Here is a 19,256-nt window from a genome sequence, read left to right as displayed (position 1 = left end):
ACCCGGTTGCGCCTTTGGTCTCAGCCAGTCTGACGGTCGAGGTCGGCGATGCGATCCTCGGAGGCATCGTGTCATCGGGCAACTCCCTGGCGTTCGTGTTTTGTGGGCGCGCGCAGGGCTAGCTGGGCTAAGCTTTTGACCGCATCCTGACCCGATGACGGTTTTGCTGATGCCCGTGGCAGGCCGCCGCGCACGCTTACTGCGTACTGTGCCCGACCGACCCGCCCCGGCACATGAGGCGTTTACCGCATAAATGCCTCGCACAAGGCCGGACACCCTGGCCGACGTGATGTTCGAGGCGGGAGGACTGTTGGCCCCGAAGGACCGGTTACTCGAGCGTGACACGGCGCTGGCCCAACTGGATCGTTACCGAAGGGCAAGCGCAGACGGTCGCGGACGGTTGATATTGCTGCGCGGCGAAGCCGGCGTCGGCAAGTCGACGGTGATAGCCCGGTTTGCGTCCGGCCTCGGTCGGCAGGTGCATGTGTTGCGGGGGTGGTGCGATCCATTGACGACGCCGCGACCGTTGGGGCCGCTGCTCGACATGCTCGCCGAGTTCCCGGGTGAGCAGGCCGGCCGGCTGCGAACGGCCATCGAAGCCGGCGACACGGCGGCGATCTATACGCATCTAGTGGATACGTTCGGCCGCGGTGGAACGTGGGTTTGCGTGATCGAGGACGTGCACTGGGCCGATGGCGCCACGCTGGATCTGCTGCGCTACTTGGCACGCCGGATCGATTCACTGCCGCTGCTGTTAGTGGTGTCGTACCGCGATGACGAGATCGGCGACCAACACCCGCTGGCGGTATTGCTGGGCGATCTGGCGACGTCGGCGGCGGTGAGTCGCGTCGCGTTGGATCCACTGAGCCCCGCGGGGGTGGCCAAGCTGGCCGCTGGCAGCGGAGTCAACGCCGATGCCTTGCATCGGCTCACCGGGGGCAACCCGTTTTATGTCACTGAGGTCTTGGCCGCCGGCCGCGGCTTGCTGACGCGGGAAGCCCTGCCGCGCAGTGTCTCTGAGGCGGTGTCGGGCCGGTTGGCGCGGTTGTCGAACGGTGGACGCGAGATTGCGTACGCCACGGCGGTGTGTGGCCCACGGGCCAGCCTCGCACTGGTGCAGAAGGTGTGCCCCGGCGAAGTGGTTGGGCTGGGAGAGTGCCTAGAAGCTGGCGTACTTGTCGCCGACGCGGATACCGTGGGATTTCGCCATGAGCTGGCCCGGCGTGCAACGGCAGACAGGATCCCCGAGTATCAGCGCCGAGAGTTGCACAAGCGGGCGTTGATGGCGCTAGCGGAACCACCGGTTGATCCAGATATCTTTGGCGCCCTGGCGTTTCACGCCGATCAAGCCGGCGATACCGAGGCCGTTATCGGCTACGGGCCAGCCGCCGCCGAGCGAGCGTTCCGACTGGCCGCGCACCGCGAGGCTGCCGAACTGTACGACTTGACGCTGCGCCACGCCGACACCGTCCCCACCGAACAGAAGGTGACGTGGCTGGAACAACATGCGTTCAGCAGCTATTTGAGCGGGCTCCCAGAGGCTTCCGTGCGCTCCTTCGGCGAGGCAGCGGGGCTGCGCCGCGAATTGGGTGATCGGCTCGGCGAGGGAGACAATCTGCGGTGGCTGTCTCACGTGTTGTTGCCGCACGGCCGTCGGACCGAGGCGGTCGAGGCCGCCGAGGCCTCGGTGCGCGTGCTCGAAGAGGTCGGACCCTGCCCACAGCTGGCCTGGTCGCTGGTCAACATGGCGGAGGTAGCTGATCTCAGTTTCGACCCACGTGCCAGTGAGTACGCGGATCGTGCCATCACACTGGGCACCGAACTCGGTGATGCCGCTGTCGTGATCAGGGCTCGTTGCTTCGCTGCGTTGGCCACTGTGCTGCGTAGCGACACCGGTTGGGAAGACGTCGAATTGGCTTGGCGGGACGCCATGGCGACCGAGGGATTGACGGCGCAGGCAGGTGTGACTGGGGCGCTACTGTGCTGGACCGCCGCTTTGCACCACGACCTTGAGCGCGCCGAGGCGTACATCGGCGAAACCCATGCCTTCTGCGCCACCCATGACCTCGCAATGTTCCTGCCATTGGCGACTGGCTCGGCCGCCTTGGTCGCGTTGCATCGCGGCGATTGGGCCAGCGCCGGCGATCTCGCCGACGAGGTGCTGACTCGGCCGGCATTGCCCACACTGCTCCGCATCTTGCCGCTCACCAGTGTGGCGCTGATCCGCGCGCGCCGAGGCGAGCGACCCGTCACCGAGCTGCTGGATGAAGCGCTGTCCGGCGCCGAACCGGATGATCTGTATCGTCTCGGGATCGTCTGGGCCGCACGGGCGGAAGCCGCATGGCTCGCGGGCGACGACGATACTGCCCGCGCCGAAGCGCACACCGGTTTGTCGACGGCAACCAGCACCCACGCCGACCCCTGGTTGGTAGGTCACTTGCGCCGCTGGGCGCACCTGTCTGGTGGACTCGTTGAGGATGCGCCTGCCGCTGACACTGTCACGCCCTATCGGCTCGAAATCAGTGGCGATTGGCAAGCCGCCGCCGCCGAATGGACACGCCGCGGGTGCCTCTACGACGCCGCCGTGGCGCAGCTCGGCGGCGACATCGCGGCCGTGGAAGCCGCATCCGAAACCTTCCGCCGATTGGGTGCGCGTGCGGCCGCCCGTCGCGCCCGCCAACGCATCGCCGAACTGCGGGGGCGCAGCCCTGACACACGCCATAAGGCAACCGTCGCGGATCCGCACGGGCTCACAGCACGCGAACGTGATGTGCTCGAACTCATCGCCGGCGGCCACAGCGATGCCCAAATCGCCGCGGCGCTGTTTATCAGCCCCAAAACGGCGAATCGCCACGTGGGAGCGATCCTGGCCAAGCTAGGCGTTCGCAACCGCGCCCAAGCCGCCGCGGCCTACGCCTCCCGAAAACCTCGCTCGGACGACTCCACGGGCTGAACCTCGCACCGTCATTGTCGTGCATTTATGCGGTGAACACCTCATGTGGCAGCGCCGGTCGCTCGCGCACACTACGTATTGAGCTCGCGCGCGAACCCTTTTCAGTCGGGGAGTTGGGCGACGCGACGAAGGGAGCATGCGCAAATGACCTTGTTTACGACCGTCAATGTCGTGGCAGCGTGTCTGGTGCTCGCATCATTTCTCAGCCCGCTGATCGTGCGACGGTTGACGAGACCGGACGGTGCTGTCGAGCAAGGAACGGCGGAGGTCTTGTCGCTTCGCCAGTGGCGCCCCGTGTCGGTGAACACCGCCGTGCCTCGGATCGTCTGCCGGATCCGCCTGCGAGTAGACCTCCCGGGTCGCACATCTTACGACGCCACCGTGTGGCGCAACCTCGACCCGTGGGACATCGGCGCGGTCGAGCCAGGCCGCACGGTCGCAGTCGAAGTCGGCGCCTCGAAACCAAAACGAGTGCGGATCGACCTGAGCCAGCCGCACCCACGCCCGGCTAGGCCAGCCAGTTCGTCGAGCACCGTGTCCAGGGCGCCGCAGGCTGTGTCTTCTCAGAACCCACGTAAGCCTGAGCCCTGCGGATCGCTCTCTGTCCCAGCAAGTTTCGTGACCCTCGGTACCGGTCCAGTCTTGTCGGCAGCCGCCCTACTCGCCTCAGGTCAGCGTGTAGCCGGAGTTCTCAAATCGTTCTCGGCAATGGGCACGACACCACGCGGCCTCGGCAGAACTCCCAGCCGACCGGAATTGCTCGATGCTCCGCACTACCAGGTCGAGGTCGAACTGCGGTTCCCCAACGGCGACCAGGTGACGGCCCGAGCGATTCAGGCCGTGCCGCTCTCGCATGTGCCCAACCTCGCTGTGGGCCTGAACCTGCCGTGCGCGGTGGACGCCGCCGACCCGGCTCGCCGTTTCGTCGTGGACTGGGACAACGCCGTCACGGATTTCAGCCAATGAAGCAGAACGCCCGTGAGATCGGACACCCGCTCGTTTTCGCAAAAGGAGTAGCCATTAGGCTCAGGCACTTATCTGACCGCGATCTGCCGCAGACGAATGAGCAAGCTGCTGCGGTCGCCGAGGCGGTGCTCGGCCAATACCCACCAGGCCACACACGTTCGTGGTCTCGAAACATCCTGCCGCTCAGCGTGTCATAGACGCGCTGCAAGCGGAGCCGGTGGACAGGCACTGACATGAGTACGGTGCGTAATCGATTGCAGGCCAGTTGGTTTGGCTGAAAGCATGACCGTCAGTGGAATCAAGATTTACGCGAAAACATAAGGGACACTGATGAACTACGACGACCCCGAGAAGCGCATCGCCGAACTGGAACGTCAGCTCCGCGAGGCCCGGGCGCACGCCGGTGATGGCCATGCGCGCCGATTCGCCGAAGCGTTACAAAACGGTTTTCGCACCGATGTGCCTAACGGGAGTGAAGGACCGTCAGGACCCGACATGGCGCAGATTCGAGAGGGATTGGCGCGTGCCGCGGCCCAGGCAGGCATGTCGCAGGCACAGCTCGACAACGCATTGCAACACGCGACCGTGACGTTCAGGACGGGCCATTCGGTCGTCTACACGGGCCAAGACCGTCCGCAGGACGGCGGCGGCTACGTGGGAATGGCGTCGGCGCACGTTTACACATCCGTCGCCCCAGTCGAGCAAACCTGGTTCGGCCTTCGAAAGCGGAATGGCAAGTTCGTCAAGGCCGATCTCTTCGGTGGGATCGTCGGGTTGGTCGGCAGCGTCCTTGGTGCCGGCGCGTCGCTGCCCGCAATGCTGCCGTCAAGCGCGCTGTGGACCAGTGCACTTGTGTGCGGCGGTCCCAACCAGCTGATCGTGAACACGTCGCAGTACAGCTCCCGACCGAGCCATTCCGGGACGAGCATCAACTTCCAGTGCATGAGCCCTTCGGGTGCCCATGACGCCAGCTGGGAGACGATCAGCGCATGGCAGAGTTTGGCAATTGCGCTGGTGGTGGCCGGCGCGTTCGCTGTCGGTCTGCTCGTCCGCCGCCGATCCCGGCACGACGTGGTGTCAAAGTCGAATGCCGTCATCGCCGGCTCGCTTGGTGCTTTGGCGCTTGTCATCGTGCTTGCCGTTTCGTGGTTCGCGTTCGCGGGCTCGTTTGGAGCCACGCAAATGCCTCATGGCGGCAACCTGACGATCAAAGGCAACGGCGAGACGAAGACGATCGCCTGCAACGACGGGCACTTGACGGTCGAGGGCCGCGAGATGACGGTTGAGGTCGTTGGGCATTGCAGCAGGATCTCGGTTGACGGGGTGATCCACCACGTCACCGTCGATTCTGCGGATGCAATCGACGTCAACGGACTTCGCAACACCGTTATCTACCATTCCGGCTCGCCTCAGATCTCCGGCAGTGCCCAGAACAGCGTCCAGCAAGGCTGAACGTCAGGTCAGCAGGTTCTCGCACCGGCTAAACGGACACGCGAAACTGAGATTCCATACCGTGGCAGCGGGAACACCTTCGACAGGTGCACAGTTGTGTTCGAACGAGTTGTGACTTCTACGAGAGGACCAAGCAGTAATGGCTGAAAACTCGGTTGCGGATTTCTGGTTCGACCCGCTGTGCCCGTGGTGTTGGATCACGTCGCGCTGGATTCTCGAGGTGGAGAAGGTCCGCGACATCGAGGTGAACTTTCACGTCATGAGCCTCGCCGTGCTCAACGAGGGCCGCGACCTGCCCGAGGAGTACGCCGAGATGATGAAGAAGGCGTGGGGTCCGGTGCGCGTCGCCATTGCCGCGGAGCAGGCCAAGGGCCCCGAGATCCTGGGGCCGCTGTACACCGCGATGGGCACCAAGATCCACAACGAGCAGAACAAGGACTTCGACGACGTCATCAAGAAGTCGCTCGAGGAGGTCGGGTTGCCGAACGAGCTGGCCGAGGCAGCCACCAGCGACAAGTTCGACGACGCCCTGCGCAAGAGCCACCACGAAGGCATGGACGCGGTCGGTGACGACGTCGGTACCCCCACGATTCACGTCAACGGTGTCGCGTTCTTCGGGCCGGTGTTGTCGCGGATCCCGCGCGGCGAAGAAGCAGGCAAGCTGTGGGACGCGTCGGTGATCTTCGCGGCGTATCCGCACTTCTGGGAGCTCAAGCGCAGCCGCACCGAAGCGCCCGAGTTCGACTAGGGGCGGCCGCCCGTCTGTTCACTCCAGCCGCACAGGCCACGACTGTCGGCTGACTGGATGCGGATATTTTTGCCCAGCTCTCAGCGACTTCGTCAAAGTCGCTGATAGCTGGGCAAATCCAGTTATGGGCACGCGTCGCGCGTCGTCCGAAGCCAACCGCGCTCAGGCCGGGACGTCCCACACCTTGCCCGACCGGACGGTGTCGAGCCGGTAGTCGGTGACGCGGGTGTCGTAGAGGCGCGCGGCGAGGTCGTGCGCGTGCCGGAGCGGATCGCGGGGGTCCCGGACGATTTCGCCGCGGCTGTTGGCATTGCCGACGACGACGCCCACGAGCTCCTGGCCCAGGTACCGGGTGAGCTCCTGAAACTGCGAGATCACGCCGCTGGTGGCGCCCAGGTAACTCTCCTCGCACGAGATCAACACGCCCACCCGCTTGCCCATGATGCCGTCGACGACCTGTTCCTGTTGAGGTGCGCTGTTGGCCGTGTAGCAGAACAGCCGGTCGAACACCGTCTTCAGCCGGCCCGGCATGCCGTAGAAGTACAGCGGCATCGCGAAGATGATGCCGTCGGCGGGCAACATGTGGTCGATCAGCAGCGATTCGTAGCGGTCGTCGAGCGAGCAGGTGCCGTCCTCGACGCGGCGACACGTGCGGCAGTTGCCCAGCAGCCGTTCGACGTACTCATGCAGGAACACGTGCTCGACGTCGTGGCCCGCCGACTTGGCGCCGTCGATCGCCGCCCGGGCCAGCACGTGTGAGTTGCCGTCTTCGCGCGGGCTGGCGCTGACGATCAGGGTCTTCATTGAGGCTCCGTTCCAGCGGCGCGACTTCGCCGACGAGGTTTGATCAAGACGAACCATGCGAAGACGGCGATTGTTTCCAGCACACTCTTTCCCATTCCGGTTGCGAGCGCGCGCGGCGCAGACCACGGTGTACCAATGACAGCGACCGAGCCCACCACCGACGGCACCTACCGCGACCGAATCGTTGCCGTCGAGCCCGGCGGCAACGAGTTCATCGCCGAGGCCGACCGGCACGGCAAGCCGCACCAGTTGTTCTGGACGTGGACGTCGCCCAACCTCGAATTCGCCACCATCTTCGTCGGCATGCTGGCCGTGCTGGCCTTCGGCATGACGTTCTGGCAGGCGGTCGCGGGCATCGTCATCGGCACCGGACTCGGCGCGTTGGCCCACTACTTCCTGTCCGCACGCGGACCGCTGCACGGCGTGCCGCAGATGGTGCTCGGCCGGATGGCGTTCGGGTTCAAGGGCAACGCCGTGCCCGCGGTGCTGATGTCGATCACCGCCGGCGTCGGCTGGTTCGCCACGAACAGCGTCAGCGGCGCGTTCGCACTCTCGACGCTGTTCGGGATCGGCCCGCTCGTCGCCCTGATCATCATCGTGGTCCTGCAGACCGGGTTCGCGTTCTTCGGCCACAACCTGGTGCAGGCCTTCGAACGGTGGTCGTTCCCGGTGCTGGCCTTGATTTTCGTGATCGCGTCGGTGGCGATCTTCATGCACGCCAACTTCGCCTCCCCGGTCGCCGCGGAGGGCGTCGGCGGCCTCGGCGGATTCCTGCTCACCGTCGGCACCGCCTTCGGGTACGCCGCGGGGTGGACGCCGTACGCCGCCGACTACACCCGCTATCTGCCGTCGACCGTGTCGACGTCGCGCACCGGGCTGTTCGCATCCGCGGGCCTGTTCCTGTCGTGCGCGGTGCTCGAGATCGTCGGCGCCGCATCCGTCACGACCGGTGAGGCGTCGCTCGCCGATCCGACCGGGTCGTTTACCTCCGAACTCGCCTCTCCGTTGGCGAAGGCGACGCTGCTGGCCATCGCGATCGGCGCCATTGCGGCGAACTCGATCAACATCTATTCCGGCGCAATGGCTTTCGTGACGATCGGGATCAAGCTGCCGGTGCACGTCGCCCGGGCACTCGTCACCGTGTTCTTCGGTGTCCTCGGATTCCTGATCGCGTGGTGGGCGCTACCCGACGCGGCACACAACTACGAGGCGTTCCTGTTGATCATCGCCTACTGGATCGGACCGTGGCTGGGCGTGGTGTTCGCCGATCAGTACCTGCGCCGCGGTCAGACGATCAGCGGCTTCCTCTACGACCGGGCCTACGCGAACTGGAACGGGCTGCTGTCCTTCGCCATCGGGCTGGTGGTGTCGGTGTTGTTGCTTTGCAACCAGGAGATCTTCCAGGGCTACCTGGTCAGGGCCGTCCCGCAACTCGGGGACATCACCTTCTTCGTCGGCTTCCTGCTTGCCGGCGGCAGTTACCTGCTGCTGTGCCGGTCGAAGATCGCCGCCGAGCGCGTCGCGGCGTGACCAGCCCGGAGCAGATGCTTGACGTCGCCGTCGACGAGGCGCGAAAGGGGCTGGCGGAGGGCGGCATTCCGATTGGGGCCGCGTTGTTCTCCGCCGATGGAACCCTGCTCGGTAGCGGGCACAACCGCCGCGTGCAACAGGACGACCCTTCGGTGCACGCCGAAACCGACGCATTCCGCGCGGCGGGCAGGCAGCGGAACTACCGCTCGACGGTGATGGTCACCACGCTGTCCCCGTGCTGGTACTGCAGTGGGCTGGTGCGGCAGTTCAACATCGGCGCCGTGGTGATCGGGGAGGCCACGACGTTCCACGGCGGTCACGACTGGCTGGCCGAACATGGAGTGACCGTGACGGTTCTCGACGACCAACGATGTGTGACGATGATGACGGAGTTCATCGCGGCCAATCCGGAGCTCTGGGCGGAGGACATTGGTGAATAGGACTGCGGAATGAGCATCATTGCGACGGTTGACCTTTCGCGTTGGGCGGCCGGCGGTGCCGCCGCCGACGCGGTGGCCGCCGAGGTCGACGAGGGTCTGCAGCGTGCGGGGTTCATCTTGGTCACCGGCCACGGCGTCGACCCCGGCTTGGCCGCGGCGGTGCGCGCGGCGAGCCGGGAATTCTTCGCTCAGCCCGACGACGTCAAGCAGGGCTACAGCGTGCCCGTCGGTGGGCACGGCTGGATCGGGCCCGGCGCAGAGGCCAACGCCTACGCCGAGGGCACCGAGACGCCGCCCGACCTCAAGGAGAGCTACAGCCTGGGCGCCGAGACGGCGACGGGTGACCCGGACGTCGACCGGATCTGGTTCGCACCGAACGTCTGGCCTGCGGAGGTGCCGGAACTAGAGCAGCTGGTTGCCGAGTACACCGCCGCGATGCGGCGGGTGTCGGACGACCTGCTGGCCCTCTTCTCGCACGCGCTCGGGTTGCCGGTCAACCCGTGGGCGGCCTTGGCGGACCGGCCGACGTGGACCATGAACATCAACCACTATCCGCCGGTGAGCGTCGTCGGGGAGCCGGAGCCGGGCCAGTTCCGGATCGGCCCGCATACCGACTTCGGCACCGTGACCGTGCTCGACCGCGAGCCGGGAGCCGGTGGGCTGCAGGTGTATTCGGAGGCCGAGGGCTGGGCCGACGCCCCGTACGATCCGGACGCGCTCACGGTGAACATCGGCGACCTGCTCGAGTACTGGAGTGGCAGGCGCTGGCCGTCGGGCAGGCATCGCGTGCTGCCGCCGCAGCCGCACGCGCCGGAGGAAGATCTGGTGTCGTTGATCTACTTCTACGAGGCCAACCACGATGCATTGGTCACGCCGCTGGAGCCTCCGGTCGGCCGGGTGTCCGGCCTGGAGCCGGTGACGACGTCGGCGTTCATCAAGGAACGCCTCGACGCCATCACCGTGGGTTGACCTGCATCTGCCAGAATGACCGCCATGCGCGTCTACCTCGGCTCCGACCACGCCGGATTCGAACTCAAGCAGGCGGTCATCGAGCACCTCCGCTCCGAAGGCCACGAGCCGATCGATTGCGGTGCCTACACCTACGACGCGGAGGACGACTACCCGGCGTTCTGCATTGCGGCGGCCGAGCGGACCGTCGCGGACGCTGGCAGCCTCGGCGTCGTGATCGGCGGCTCCGGCAATGGTGAGCAGATGGCGGCCAACAAGGTGCCCGGCGTCCGGTGCGCGTTGGCGTGGAGCACCGAGACCGCGTCGCTGGCCCGCCAGCACAACAACGCGCAAGTCGTGGGCATCGGCGGCCGCATGCACACCGTCGAGGAAGCGCTCGCGATCATCGACGCGTTCCTGAGCGCCGCATGGTCCGAGGCGCCGCGCCACCAGCGCCGCATCGACATCATGGCCGTGTACGAGAAGACGCACGTCGCGCCGACGGTCCCGGGCGCGCCGGAGGTCGGCACGCCCACCTGATGCCCGAGGGACACACGCTGCACCGGTTGGCGCGGCTGCATCAGAAGCGATTCGGTGGCGCCCCCGTGATCGTCACCAGCCCGCAGGGGCGCTTCGAGGAAGCCGCCTCCGCGGTCAGTGGGCGGGTGATGCGCCGGGCCAGCGCGTGGGGCAAGCACCTGTTCCACACCTACGAGGGCGGTGCCATCGTGCACGTCCACCTCGGTCTGTACGGCACGTTCACCGAGTTCCCCATGCCGCTGCCGTTGCCCGTCGGCCAGGTGCGGATGCGCATGACCGGCGCGGAGTATGGCACCGACCTTCGCGGGCCGACGGTGTGCGAGGTGATCAACCAGGCGGAGGTCGACGAGATCGTCGCGAAGCTGGGGCCCGATCCCCTCCGTCGGGCCCCAGATCCATCCCGTGCCTGGACGCGAATCAGCAAGTCCCGCAGACCGATCGGCGCGCTTCTGATGGACCAGACGGTGATCGCCGGCGTGGGCAACGTCTATCGCAACGAACTGCTGTATCGCCACCTCATCGACCCGCACCGACCCGGTACCCATGTCAGCGACGCCGAGTTCGACGCCGCCTGGACCGATCTCGTCGCGCTGATGAAGGTCGGTGTGCGGACCGGCAAGATCGTCACCGTCCGACGCGCCGACGACAAGGGCGCACCCTCGTACCGCGAGGGCCGTCCGCGGACCTACGTGTACCGACGCGCAGGCGAGCCGTGCCGGGTGTGCGGCACGCCGATCCGCACCGAGGTGATGGAGGCGCGCAACCTGTTCTGGTGTCCCACGTGCCAATCGTGATCGTTGACAATGCGCTGACGGCGGAATTTCTCGAGTGGCCGACGCCGCCAGCGCAGAGTCAAACGTCAGGCGTCCTTCGAGTCGCTCTTGGCGTAATGGGTCAGCAGGCCGAACGCCGCGACACCGGAGACGACGCCGATCACGCCCCACAGCACCAGCGGGAAGACGAGTGACACCGGCGACCAGCCGACGGTGGAGAACGCCACGGCCGTGTAGAACAGCCAGACCAGGCGGTAGGCGCACCACAGCGCGGTGAGACCGCTGCCGATCCCGATCGCCAGGGCCTGCGTGCGGTCGAGGCGGTTGATCTGTTCCTCCATGCGGGTGGGCACGATCTTCATTTCTGTCTTCCCTTCGTTTGTGCGCCGCCACCGTGGCGTCGTCATCGAGGTAAGTACAAGCGCCGCGAGCCGCTACCGATCCCAACAACCGCGGTGGGCGCCGGGCGTCGACCACAGCGCGGCGACGCGTTTGACGGGACAATCGGCGGGTGGAACTGATCCTGGTCGTCGTTGGGGCCATCGTCGTCACGGCCATCGCGCACCACCGCGGCCTCGAACCGGCGCTGATCATCGTCGTCATCGGCATTGCGGCGTCGTTTCTGCCGGGGTTCGAAGCGCCCGAATTGGATTCGCACATCCTGCTGACGGTGGTGTTGCCGCCGCTGCTCTACTCGGCGGCGCTGGACTTCTCCTTCCCGACGTTCCTACGCAACATCAGACCCATCCTTGGTTTGGGTGTCGGGCTCGTCGTCGTCACGGCGGTCACGGTCGCCGCGGTCTCGTCGTGGATCGTGGTGGTGCCGTTGACGTTCGGCACGGCGCTCGTCCTCGGCGCGATCGTCGCTCCACCCGATGCCGTCACGGCCGTCGCGGTGGGGCGCAAGCTGGGCTTGCCCAAGAAGGTGATGGCGATCCTCACCGGCGAGAGCCTCATCAACGACGCCGCCGCTCTGACGCTCTTCTCGATCGCCGTGGCTCAGGTGGCAGGCACGCACACGTTCATCGAGAATCCGTTCCTGCTGTTCGGCTACAGCGCGGTGCTCGGCCCAGTCCTCGGCGCCGCACTCGGATTCGTCACGCTGTGGATCCGAAAGCGGCTGAACAATCCGGGACTCGAGACTGTGCAGGGGTTGCTGGTGCCGTTCGCGGCGTTCATCGCCGCCGAGGAACTGCACGCGTCCGGTGTGCTGGCGGTCGTGGTCGCGGGTTTCGTGGTCGGCAGCGGCACGCTGGGCGCGGGATATCAGACCCGGCTGCAGGAGCGCTACGTCTGGAATTCGGTCGACGTGCTGCTCGAGGCGTTCGTGTTCGCCTACATCGGACTGCACCTGAGGTTCGTGCTGGAGGATCTGCGTGACGCCCACGAGTCCCTGGCGGAAGTCGCCGTCGCCGCGTTGATCGTGTTGGCGATCGTCATGCTCATCCGGCCGCTCTCGGTGCTGGCGATGTTCGGCCGCAGCGAGCTGTCGCGGCATGTCGAGAACCGGTTCAGCGTGCCTGCGCCCGACCGTGGTGGCCGCGGCGCGCTGGGCACCCGCCGCCGCGGCAAGCCGCCGGCGAAGTGGCGTTCACTCATCGATCGACGGTCGTTGTCGTGGCAGGAGAACGTCGTGGTGTCGTGGACCGGCATGCGGGGGGTGGTCACGCTGGCGGCCGCGGCCGCGATCCCCGTGACGACGGTCGACGGCGATCCGTTCCCCGAGCGGGCGACGATTCAGGCCATTGCGTTCGTCGTCAGTGTGGGGACCCTGTTGATCCAGGGGTGGACGCTGCCGCTGCTCATCCGCCGGCTGCGCCTGTCGACCGAGGAGAGCGCCGCCGAACGCGAGGAGACGCTGAAGGCCGAGCGCGTCGTGCACGAAGCCGCCGACGAGGTGTTGACCGAATTCCGGGCGAATCCACCCGAGGGGCTCGACCCGCGCGTGCTTGCCGAGATCCGCAACACCATCGCCCGGCACTCCCAGGACGCCGACGAGATGCCCGACCCCGAGGCGCACACCCTGCGCTCGGAGGTGTTCTCGGCGCTCTACCGGGAGGTGCTGGCCACCCAGCGCGCCGCGCTCATCGCCGAACGCGACGACGGCCGCATCGAGGACGAGGCCGCGCGCGCCATGCTCGAGCGACTCGACCTCCAGGAGGCCGGAGTGTCGGCGCGCCTGGAAAGCCGGTTGTAGGCACCAGGGATCAGGGGTGGCTGCCCGGGCCCGTGCACGCCACCAGGTCGCCGCACTTCGGGATGCTCGGCGCCGGGGGAGTCGGGGGCGTCGGGTCGCAGGCGACGAGGTCGCCGCACTTCGGGATGCCCGGAGCGGGTGTCGTCGTGTCGCAGTTCACCAGATCGCAGGTGCCGATGCCCAGCGGCGGCTTCGGCTGGGAGACCGGTGCCGGCGGCGTCACGACGGGCGCGGGTGGGGTGACGACGGGGTCCTGCTTGGGCGCGGGCGCGGCGGCCGGGGCGGGGATCACGATGACCCGCGGCGCACCGACGATGGAGGGGGCCGACTCGGGGAGTCGCGGAGTGACGGCGATCGCGGGCGCGGGTTGGAGCGGAAGGGGTGCGGTGACGGCGCTGTCGCCGTGCGATGCGGCGGGCAGCACCACCGACGTGGGCTCCGGTGAGGGGGACAGAGCCAGCGCGTCGATCGCGACCCAGCCCACTACGCCGAGGGCAGCGACCGATACGGCCGCCGCGAGACCGCTGACGAGCCAGCCGGACTTCCACGTCGGCGCCTGTGCGAAGACCGGCTCCGGCACGACCTGCGGAACGAACGTCATCGACGGGCGACGGGCGGCGGTCGGGGCGCCGTGGTCGATGCTGGGGTGGCTGTGTGGGGCGTAGCTGGTGGTCATCGGGGTTCTCCCTAGGTGTGGTCGCGGCCCCCGTGGACCGCGTTCACAAGCTAGGAGCGTCGAGCCACCAGAATCCCGACACTTTTTTCGCAGCGAGTTTCGTCGCCGCGCCAGGGATGGTCGCTACACGCCCTCGACGAACAGCAGGCGCCGGGTCAGCGCCTGGTCGCGATGGGCCAGTGCCCGGGCATACGACTCCGAGGCGTACCACCGCCGGGCAACGTCCATATCGGGGAACTCGACCACGACCAGGCGTCGTCCCGGTGACGCCTCACCTTCGACCGCATCGGGCGTGGCACCACGGACCAGGTACTGGCCGCCGTACTCCTCGATCGACGCGGCGGCCAACGTGCGATACCGGTCGGCTGCACTCTCGTCGAGGATCTCCACCTCGGAGATGACGTAGGCGGACATGTCAGCGAGTTCTAGAACCCGCCGAAGTCACCGTCGCCGAAGTCGCCGCCACCGCCGAAGTCCCAGCCGCCGCCTCCGCTGTCGCCGCCGCCACCCCAGCTGTCGCCGCCCCAGCCGCTGCCATCACCGCCGCCGCTGTCGCCCCAGCCGCCGCCGTCCTGGCCGGCACCTTCCAGCTGCCCCTGGTCGAAGCCGTCCTGGAAGCCGTCGCCGTAACCGTTCTCGAAGCCCTGCGCGTCATAGCCGACGCCACCCATGCCGGAGAACAACGAGCTGAACAGCAGCGCCGAGCCCACGCCCCACGCACCGGCCACCAGGGCGGGCTTCCACCAGGGTTCGGAGTACCAGCCGGCGGGCACCGGACGGCCGGCGACGCGGCCACCGGGGTAGTAGTTCGGCGTGCGCTCCGACGGGGCGGGCGACGCCTCGATCTCACGGCCGTCGAACTGCACGCGCCGGTCTTCGGTCACGGTGCCCGCGGACCGTTGCCCCGCAAGGGATTCCAGCTCCGGGCCCGGATCCATGCCCATCGCAACGCGGGCGGCGCGCACGTAGTACAGGCCCTCGATCGCGCTCTCCTTGGCCAGCAGTGCCTGCTTGGCCGTGGTCGCCTGATCGATCTGCGACGACGCCGCGGTGTAGCGCTCCGACGCGTCGGCAAGAGCCTGCTTGGAGGCATCGTCATTGCCGGAAAGGTTGAGCACCTGACCGCCGAGCCGCTCGATTAGTCGGCGCGCGTCGGCCTTCGCGTCGGCCAGCGACGCGGCGTTGCGGTTGCCCGACGCCTTGGACGAGCCGTAGACCGCCAAGCCGATCGCGGCGACGACGAGAATGATGAGCACGAGCAGGAAGCCGTTCATGCACTCAGCGTACCGACAGGAAACCGGGGCTGATCGGAGTCAAGCTGGACGCTGAACGGGTCGCTCGGCGGTGCTCGGGTCGGGTGTCGGCGCCGTCAGGAGACGCGCGAGGACTTCGTGGGTCTGCAGCGCCATTGCCTTGCGGATGTGCCCGGCCGCGTCGTCGGCGCCGCCCTTGTCGGGGTGTGCGAAGTATTGGGTGTGCGCCATTCCGCGTTTGAACCGCTCGGGCTGGTTGCCCTGCACCTCGATGTCGCGGATTCCGCGGCCGAACAACGGCCGCAGCGGGCCACCGAACCAGTCGCCCTTTAGACCACCACGATTCACCGGGAACCACAGGTTCGTCCACCGCGTGACGGCGAACGGCGACTGCGATCCCAGTACCTGCCGGATGCCGTCACCCTTGTATGCGTAGTTCGCCTTCGGTTGTTCGTTGCCCTCGACCGGCAAGGTCTCGGTCCGCGGCGGGCACTTGACCAGCGCGCCGCGACGGACCAACCCGTCGAACAGGTCGTGTCGGCGCGTGCGGTCCGACTTCGTCAATCCGCTGAACAACTTGGGCCGGGTGACCAGTATGTCGGCCAGCGCCATCGGTGTGCCGGCTGAGATGAAATCCGTGATGCGCCAGGGGTTTCCTTGGGCCCGGAGGTCCTGCCAGAGGGCGAACTGCAGCTCCTGGAAGTCGTCGATTTGTTCGGTCGTCGCGTCGACGGTGAGTTCATCGGCGGCCTTCTGGAGTTCGGCCAGGTGTGGGAGCTTGATCGGAAGCGGGGTCTGATCGTCGGGCGGCGGCGCGTGTAGTTGATGAACCTGGGCCCAGAACGACGTGAGCGCGTCGTAGGCGATGTAGGCGCCGAGGCTGTGCGCCACGACGATGACGCGTGAGTACCGGCCCTCGTCGTGCAGCGCATGCAAGAGGTCGACGAGACCTCCTCGAATGGCGCGCCGTGCCGCGTAGGAGTGTGGCGCCGTGTCGAGGTAGCGGGCGACGTCGACGAACGAGGCCGTCACGCTCTTGATTACGGCCCTCACCAGGAATCGGAGCACGCCGAGCCAGAAGAGCAGTACGACGACGCTGGTGATCGCGCCGAGGATCCACCAGGGAACGTCCTTGTTGAGCAGGTGCCCGCCGACCAACAGCGCGGCCATCGCCACCGGGATCGCCAGCAGCGCAAGCCACACCACGCGCCAGATCCCGAATAGCGGATCGGGGACGTTGCTCGGCCGTCGAAGGAACAGTCGCAGCGTCGTCGGGCCAAGGTCGGCAAACCGGTTGCCGGTCATCAGATATGACCAGTGGTACTCGTAGATTTCGGCCTGACCCTGTTTGACGTCGCTCTTGGTCCGCAAGGGTCGGGCGATGTAACGGCGGGCTTCGTAGGAGCCGGTGATCTCGGCCGGTCGCGAGTAGTAGTACTCCCACTTCTTGTCGGTCGGTGGAAACAGGTCGCTCAACGGATGCAGCGCCGTCTTCACGAAGCCGTCGAGCGTGTCCATCGGTCGTTGTTCACCCATGCCGTGAACGACGACGACGGCGGTCCGGACCGTGCCCACCGGCCGGTCGTCGGCCCATGGAGCAGCGTCGGATTCGACGTTGCGTGGTTCCGCTGCCATGCGCCCCCCGAGACTTGCGTAGCGTGTCGCCTCTGAGTTTGAGGGTTCACGTCCCGGAGCGTAGGGGTTCGCGGTGATTGGCGAACGCGGGCGGCCTTCTGCCGTGCGGTATTACGGCGTGGCGCCGGCCGTCGAGTCCGCCGTGGAGCTGGCGGCCGGACCCGGGGAGCCGAGGCTGCCGACAGCGCCGACGACCGATTTGACCACGTTCGTGACCGCGCCGGTAATCTGAGTCTGCGCGTTGCCGACCGCCGTCTCGACCTGGCTCTGCGCGTTCGTGACCGCTGAGCTGAGTTGATTGCGCCCGTTCTCGAGAGCGCTCCCAACGGGATTCGGCGTGCCGGTTACGACATTGAGCCGCGGCCTGGTCGTCGGTTCGGGTTCCTCCTCGGTGTCCGGTATCACGGCCGCCGCGGTCACCGTCGGGGTCGACGACGGCGTTGGTTGCGGGTTCGTCGTCGGCACGCTCGCCACGTTGATCGTCTTCTGCGACGGGTCCGGCACCGACGTCACCGACGGTGGCGTGGACGCCGCGAGCATGGTCGTCGGGGCCACCGGCGCTGTGACGGCCGCCGAAGCCTGTGCCAACAGGGCGGTCAACTGGGCCATCAGGCTTGCGAGCCCGTTGGCCAGCGGGCCGGCATTGGTGTTCAGGGCGTTGGTGAGTTGCGCTCCGAAGGGCGCGATCAACAGGTTGAACGCGGGATTCAGGAGCGGTGTCACCAATCCTCCCGGGTCGGGAAGGCCCAGCATCGTCGCGAGATTCGTCGTCTGCGTTGGCAATCCGAGACCGAGGTTCAGCACGCTCGCGGGGATGAGCCCGTCGGGGGATTGCTGTGTCGGCGCGGTGCCGACCTGGAATGACGGCAGCAGCCCGATGGTGAACAGCGACGGCAGCGTGAATCCGAATCCGGTGGCGCCCAGGTTGTACGCGCCGAGTGAGTAGACGATCGGGAACGCACCGAACGGAGTGGTCAGCGTCAACAGGCTGGTACCGCTGTTGTAGTTGATCCCGTTCGTCCCGACGTAGGTCGCCGACAGTAGGTTCAAGTTCGTCACGCCGAGACCGAGGAGGGGAACGGACAGCGAGGTCAGCGTCGTACCGCCGAGCGTGGAAACCCCTGTCGCGGTGGGGAAGACGACACCCGGTGTGCCCACAATCCCGAACGATGCGAGGCCGAGCGGGAGGACCGCCCCTGCGGCGACGAGCGGGATGGCAATGACGGTGTCGGTGTCGGAGAGCACGACGGGGCCGACGGAGACGGGACCGACGTCGAGGGTTGGCATCGTCGCCAGCCACCCGACCGAGCCGCCCAACGGAAGGCCGTAGTTGCCGGACCCGGCCGGAATCCAGGCCGTCACCGATGGCGTGTTGATCGCGTTGAGGGGCGCGAGCAGACGGCCGACCGTCGCGGCCAGCGCCGGGGGCAGTGGAGCCCCATTGAGGGTGAGCCCGCTGAGAATGCTGGTGACCAGCGCGGAGCCCGTGAGGCTGGGTATCTGGGCGAACGTGTTGGAGATATTGGTCGACCCGTTGAGACCCAGGATGGCGCCCAGACCCAGCAGCGGCCAGTCATAGGCGGTGTTGAACTCGGTCTGTGTCACGGTCAGCCCGGGAATCAGGTCTCCGAGTGTCGGGATGCCGGCGATAAGCGGGAGGTTCAACAGCGCTCGGACCGTGTTGAGCGCATTGAGCGCGGTGAGCACGCCGCTGACCTTCCCCAGCGCGACCAGTGCTTGCCCGGTGACCGGTCCGAGGACGGCCAGGGCCGGCAGTAGCCCGGGAAGCAGACCCGCGGTGAGGATCGTCGTCGCGTTCGGCGGGAGCCCTGGCACGCCGCTCAAGTCCGGGACTGTGATCTGGCTCAACGCGGCGATGAGGCCGGCAAGGGACGTGAGGTCATCCTGGGTCGTGCCCGCCGTGAAGGTGGGGAGCAGGCCGCCAGGCACCGCGGCTGCCAGCGGGTCCCAGAGGCCTGCCGCCGCGCCCCCGAGGTTGCCGGCCGCGAACAGGACGTTGTTCAGGCTGTTCGACCAGTCGGTGATCAGCTGGGTGTAGTTGGGCCCGGTGGCCGCAGCCAGCGCCACGGAGCGGCTTACGGCGGACTCGGTGGTGGGTGCTGGAGCCATGCCGACGGTCATGGTGGCCGCAGTAATGGTAGCGACGCTAAGTGTCGCAAACTTCTTGGAGCGACGACTGAGCCTCCGGTGCTTTGCGGTCATGTCACCAGCCCTTTCGTGGCCATCTGCGGTTCGCTGTACGGGCACCGTAACACCGCCGTAACGCGTGGACGTCAATTTGCCAAAATATCTATGTAGGCGTCAAAAGTCGGTTGTAGCA

17 protein-coding genes are annotated in these 19,256 nt (G+C 67.0%); 10 read left to right on the top strand and 7 right to left on the bottom strand.

Annotated features, from left to right (window positions below; genetic code table 11):
- The first annotated feature begins 253 nt into the window (after positions 1-253).
- The 4 genes from N536_RS0116045 (at position 254) to N536_RS0116030 (ending at position 6,119) form a co-directional block, all read left to right on the top strand.
- Positions 254-2,953 (top strand): AAA family ATPase, encoded by a 2,700-nt coding sequence (locus N536_RS0116045; RefSeq protein WP_231514550.1) that lies wholly within the window; start codon positions 254-256, stop codon positions 2,951-2,953.
- A 708-nt stretch (positions 2,954-3,661) separates the two neighbouring features.
- Positions 3,662-3,919 (top strand): hypothetical protein, encoded by a 258-nt coding sequence (locus N536_RS0116040; protein ID WP_029114533.1) that lies wholly within the window; start codon positions 3,662-3,664, stop codon positions 3,917-3,919.
- A gap of 330 nt (positions 3,920-4,249) precedes the next feature.
- Positions 4,250-5,371 (top strand): DUF3060 domain-containing protein, encoded by a 1,122-nt coding sequence (locus tag N536_RS40765; protein WP_051574538.1) that lies wholly within the window; start codon positions 4,250-4,252, stop codon positions 5,369-5,371.
- Positions 5,372-5,510: 139 nt separating this feature from the next.
- Complete coding sequence (locus N536_RS0116030; protein ID WP_029114532.1) at positions 5,511-6,119, top strand: DsbA family protein; 609 nt, start codon at positions 5,511-5,513, stop codon at positions 6,117-6,119.
- A 162-nt stretch (positions 6,120-6,281) separates the two neighbouring features.
- Here N536_RS0116030 and N536_RS0116025 read toward each other — a convergent pair whose 3' ends face one another.
- Positions 6,282-6,923, bottom strand: a complete 642-nt coding sequence (locus N536_RS0116025) for a flavodoxin family protein (RefSeq protein ID WP_029114531.1) — start codon at positions 6,921-6,923, stop codon at positions 6,282-6,284.
- Positions 6,924-7,058: 135 nt separating this feature from the next.
- On the opposite strand from N536_RS0116025, the gene N536_RS0116020 reads away from it, so the two are divergent.
- From N536_RS0116020 to N536_RS0116000, 5 genes are read left to right on the top strand one after another with little or no spacing between them, the layout of a single operon-like run.
- Complete coding sequence (locus tag N536_RS0116020; RefSeq protein WP_029114530.1) at positions 7,059-8,453, top strand: cytosine permease; 1,395 nt, start codon at positions 7,059-7,061, stop codon at positions 8,451-8,453.
- Between the two features lie 14 nt (positions 8,454-8,467).
- Positions 8,468-8,893, top strand: a complete 426-nt coding sequence (locus tag N536_RS0116015; protein WP_036436690.1) for a nucleoside deaminase — start codon at positions 8,468-8,470, stop codon at positions 8,891-8,893.
- Between the two features lie 9 nt (positions 8,894-8,902).
- Positions 8,903-9,862 (top strand): isopenicillin N synthase family oxygenase, encoded by a 960-nt coding sequence (locus N536_RS0116010; protein WP_029114528.1) that lies wholly within the window; start codon positions 8,903-8,905, stop codon positions 9,860-9,862.
- Positions 9,863-9,886: 24 nt separating this feature from the next.
- Positions 9,887-10,381, top strand: coding sequence for a ribose-5-phosphate isomerase (locus tag N536_RS0116005; protein WP_029114527.1), 495 nt, complete (start codon positions 9,887-9,889; stop codon positions 10,379-10,381).
- Entirely contained in the window at positions 10,381-11,175 is a 795-nt protein-coding gene (locus N536_RS0116000; protein ID WP_029114526.1) for an Fpg/Nei family DNA glycosylase, read from the top strand. The genes N536_RS0116005 and N536_RS0116000 overlap by 1 nt, the downstream gene beginning before the upstream one ends.
- Before the next feature lie 65 nt (positions 11,176-11,240).
- Here N536_RS0116000 and N536_RS0115995 read toward each other — a convergent pair whose 3' ends face one another.
- Positions 11,241-11,516, bottom strand: coding sequence for a hypothetical protein (locus N536_RS0115995; protein WP_029114525.1), 276 nt, complete (start codon positions 11,514-11,516; stop codon positions 11,241-11,243).
- A 149-nt stretch (positions 11,517-11,665) separates the two neighbouring features.
- Here N536_RS0115995 and N536_RS0115990 point away from each other — a divergent pair, with 149 nt between their 5' ends.
- Positions 11,666-13,351 (top strand): sodium:proton antiporter, encoded by a 1,686-nt coding sequence (locus N536_RS0115990; protein WP_029114524.1) that lies wholly within the window; start codon positions 11,666-11,668, stop codon positions 13,349-13,351.
- A gap of 10 nt (positions 13,352-13,361) precedes the next feature.
- On the opposite strand, the gene N536_RS0115985 is transcribed toward N536_RS0115990, so the two are convergent.
- The 5 genes from N536_RS0115985 to N536_RS38600 form a co-directional block, all read right to left on the bottom strand.
- On the bottom strand, positions 13,362-14,027 hold the full coding sequence (locus N536_RS0115985) for a hypothetical protein (protein ID WP_155948613.1): 666 nt from the start codon (positions 14,025-14,027) through the stop codon (positions 13,362-13,364).
- Between the two features lie 123 nt (positions 14,028-14,150).
- On the bottom strand, positions 14,151-14,441 hold the full coding sequence (locus tag N536_RS0115980) for a DUF1330 domain-containing protein (protein WP_029114522.1): 291 nt from the start codon (positions 14,439-14,441) through the stop codon (positions 14,151-14,153).
- An 11-nt stretch (positions 14,442-14,452) separates the two neighbouring features.
- Entirely contained in the window at positions 14,453-15,301 is an 849-nt protein-coding gene (locus tag N536_RS0115975; protein WP_029114521.1) for a hypothetical protein, read from the bottom strand.
- A gap of 39 nt (positions 15,302-15,340) precedes the next feature.
- The gene (locus tag N536_RS0115970) at positions 15,341-16,915 is read right to left on the bottom strand and encodes a hypothetical protein (protein ID WP_231514549.1); all 1,575 of its coding nucleotides are present in this window, start codon (positions 16,913-16,915) and stop codon (positions 15,341-15,343) included.
- 111 nt (positions 16,916-17,026) lie between these two features.
- Entirely contained in the window at positions 17,027-19,057 is a 2,031-nt protein-coding gene (locus N536_RS38600) for a hypothetical protein (protein WP_051574537.1), read from the bottom strand.
- Positions 19,058-19,256: the final 199 nt, after the last annotated feature.

Source organism: Mycobacterium sp. URHB0044 (genome assembly GCF_000620625.1).
Classification (GTDB): Bacteria; Actinomycetota; Actinomycetes; order Mycobacteriales; family Mycobacteriaceae; genus Mycobacterium.
Note: the sequence above shows the minus strand (reverse complement) of the source record. Positions and strands in the feature narration are given on the sequence as shown.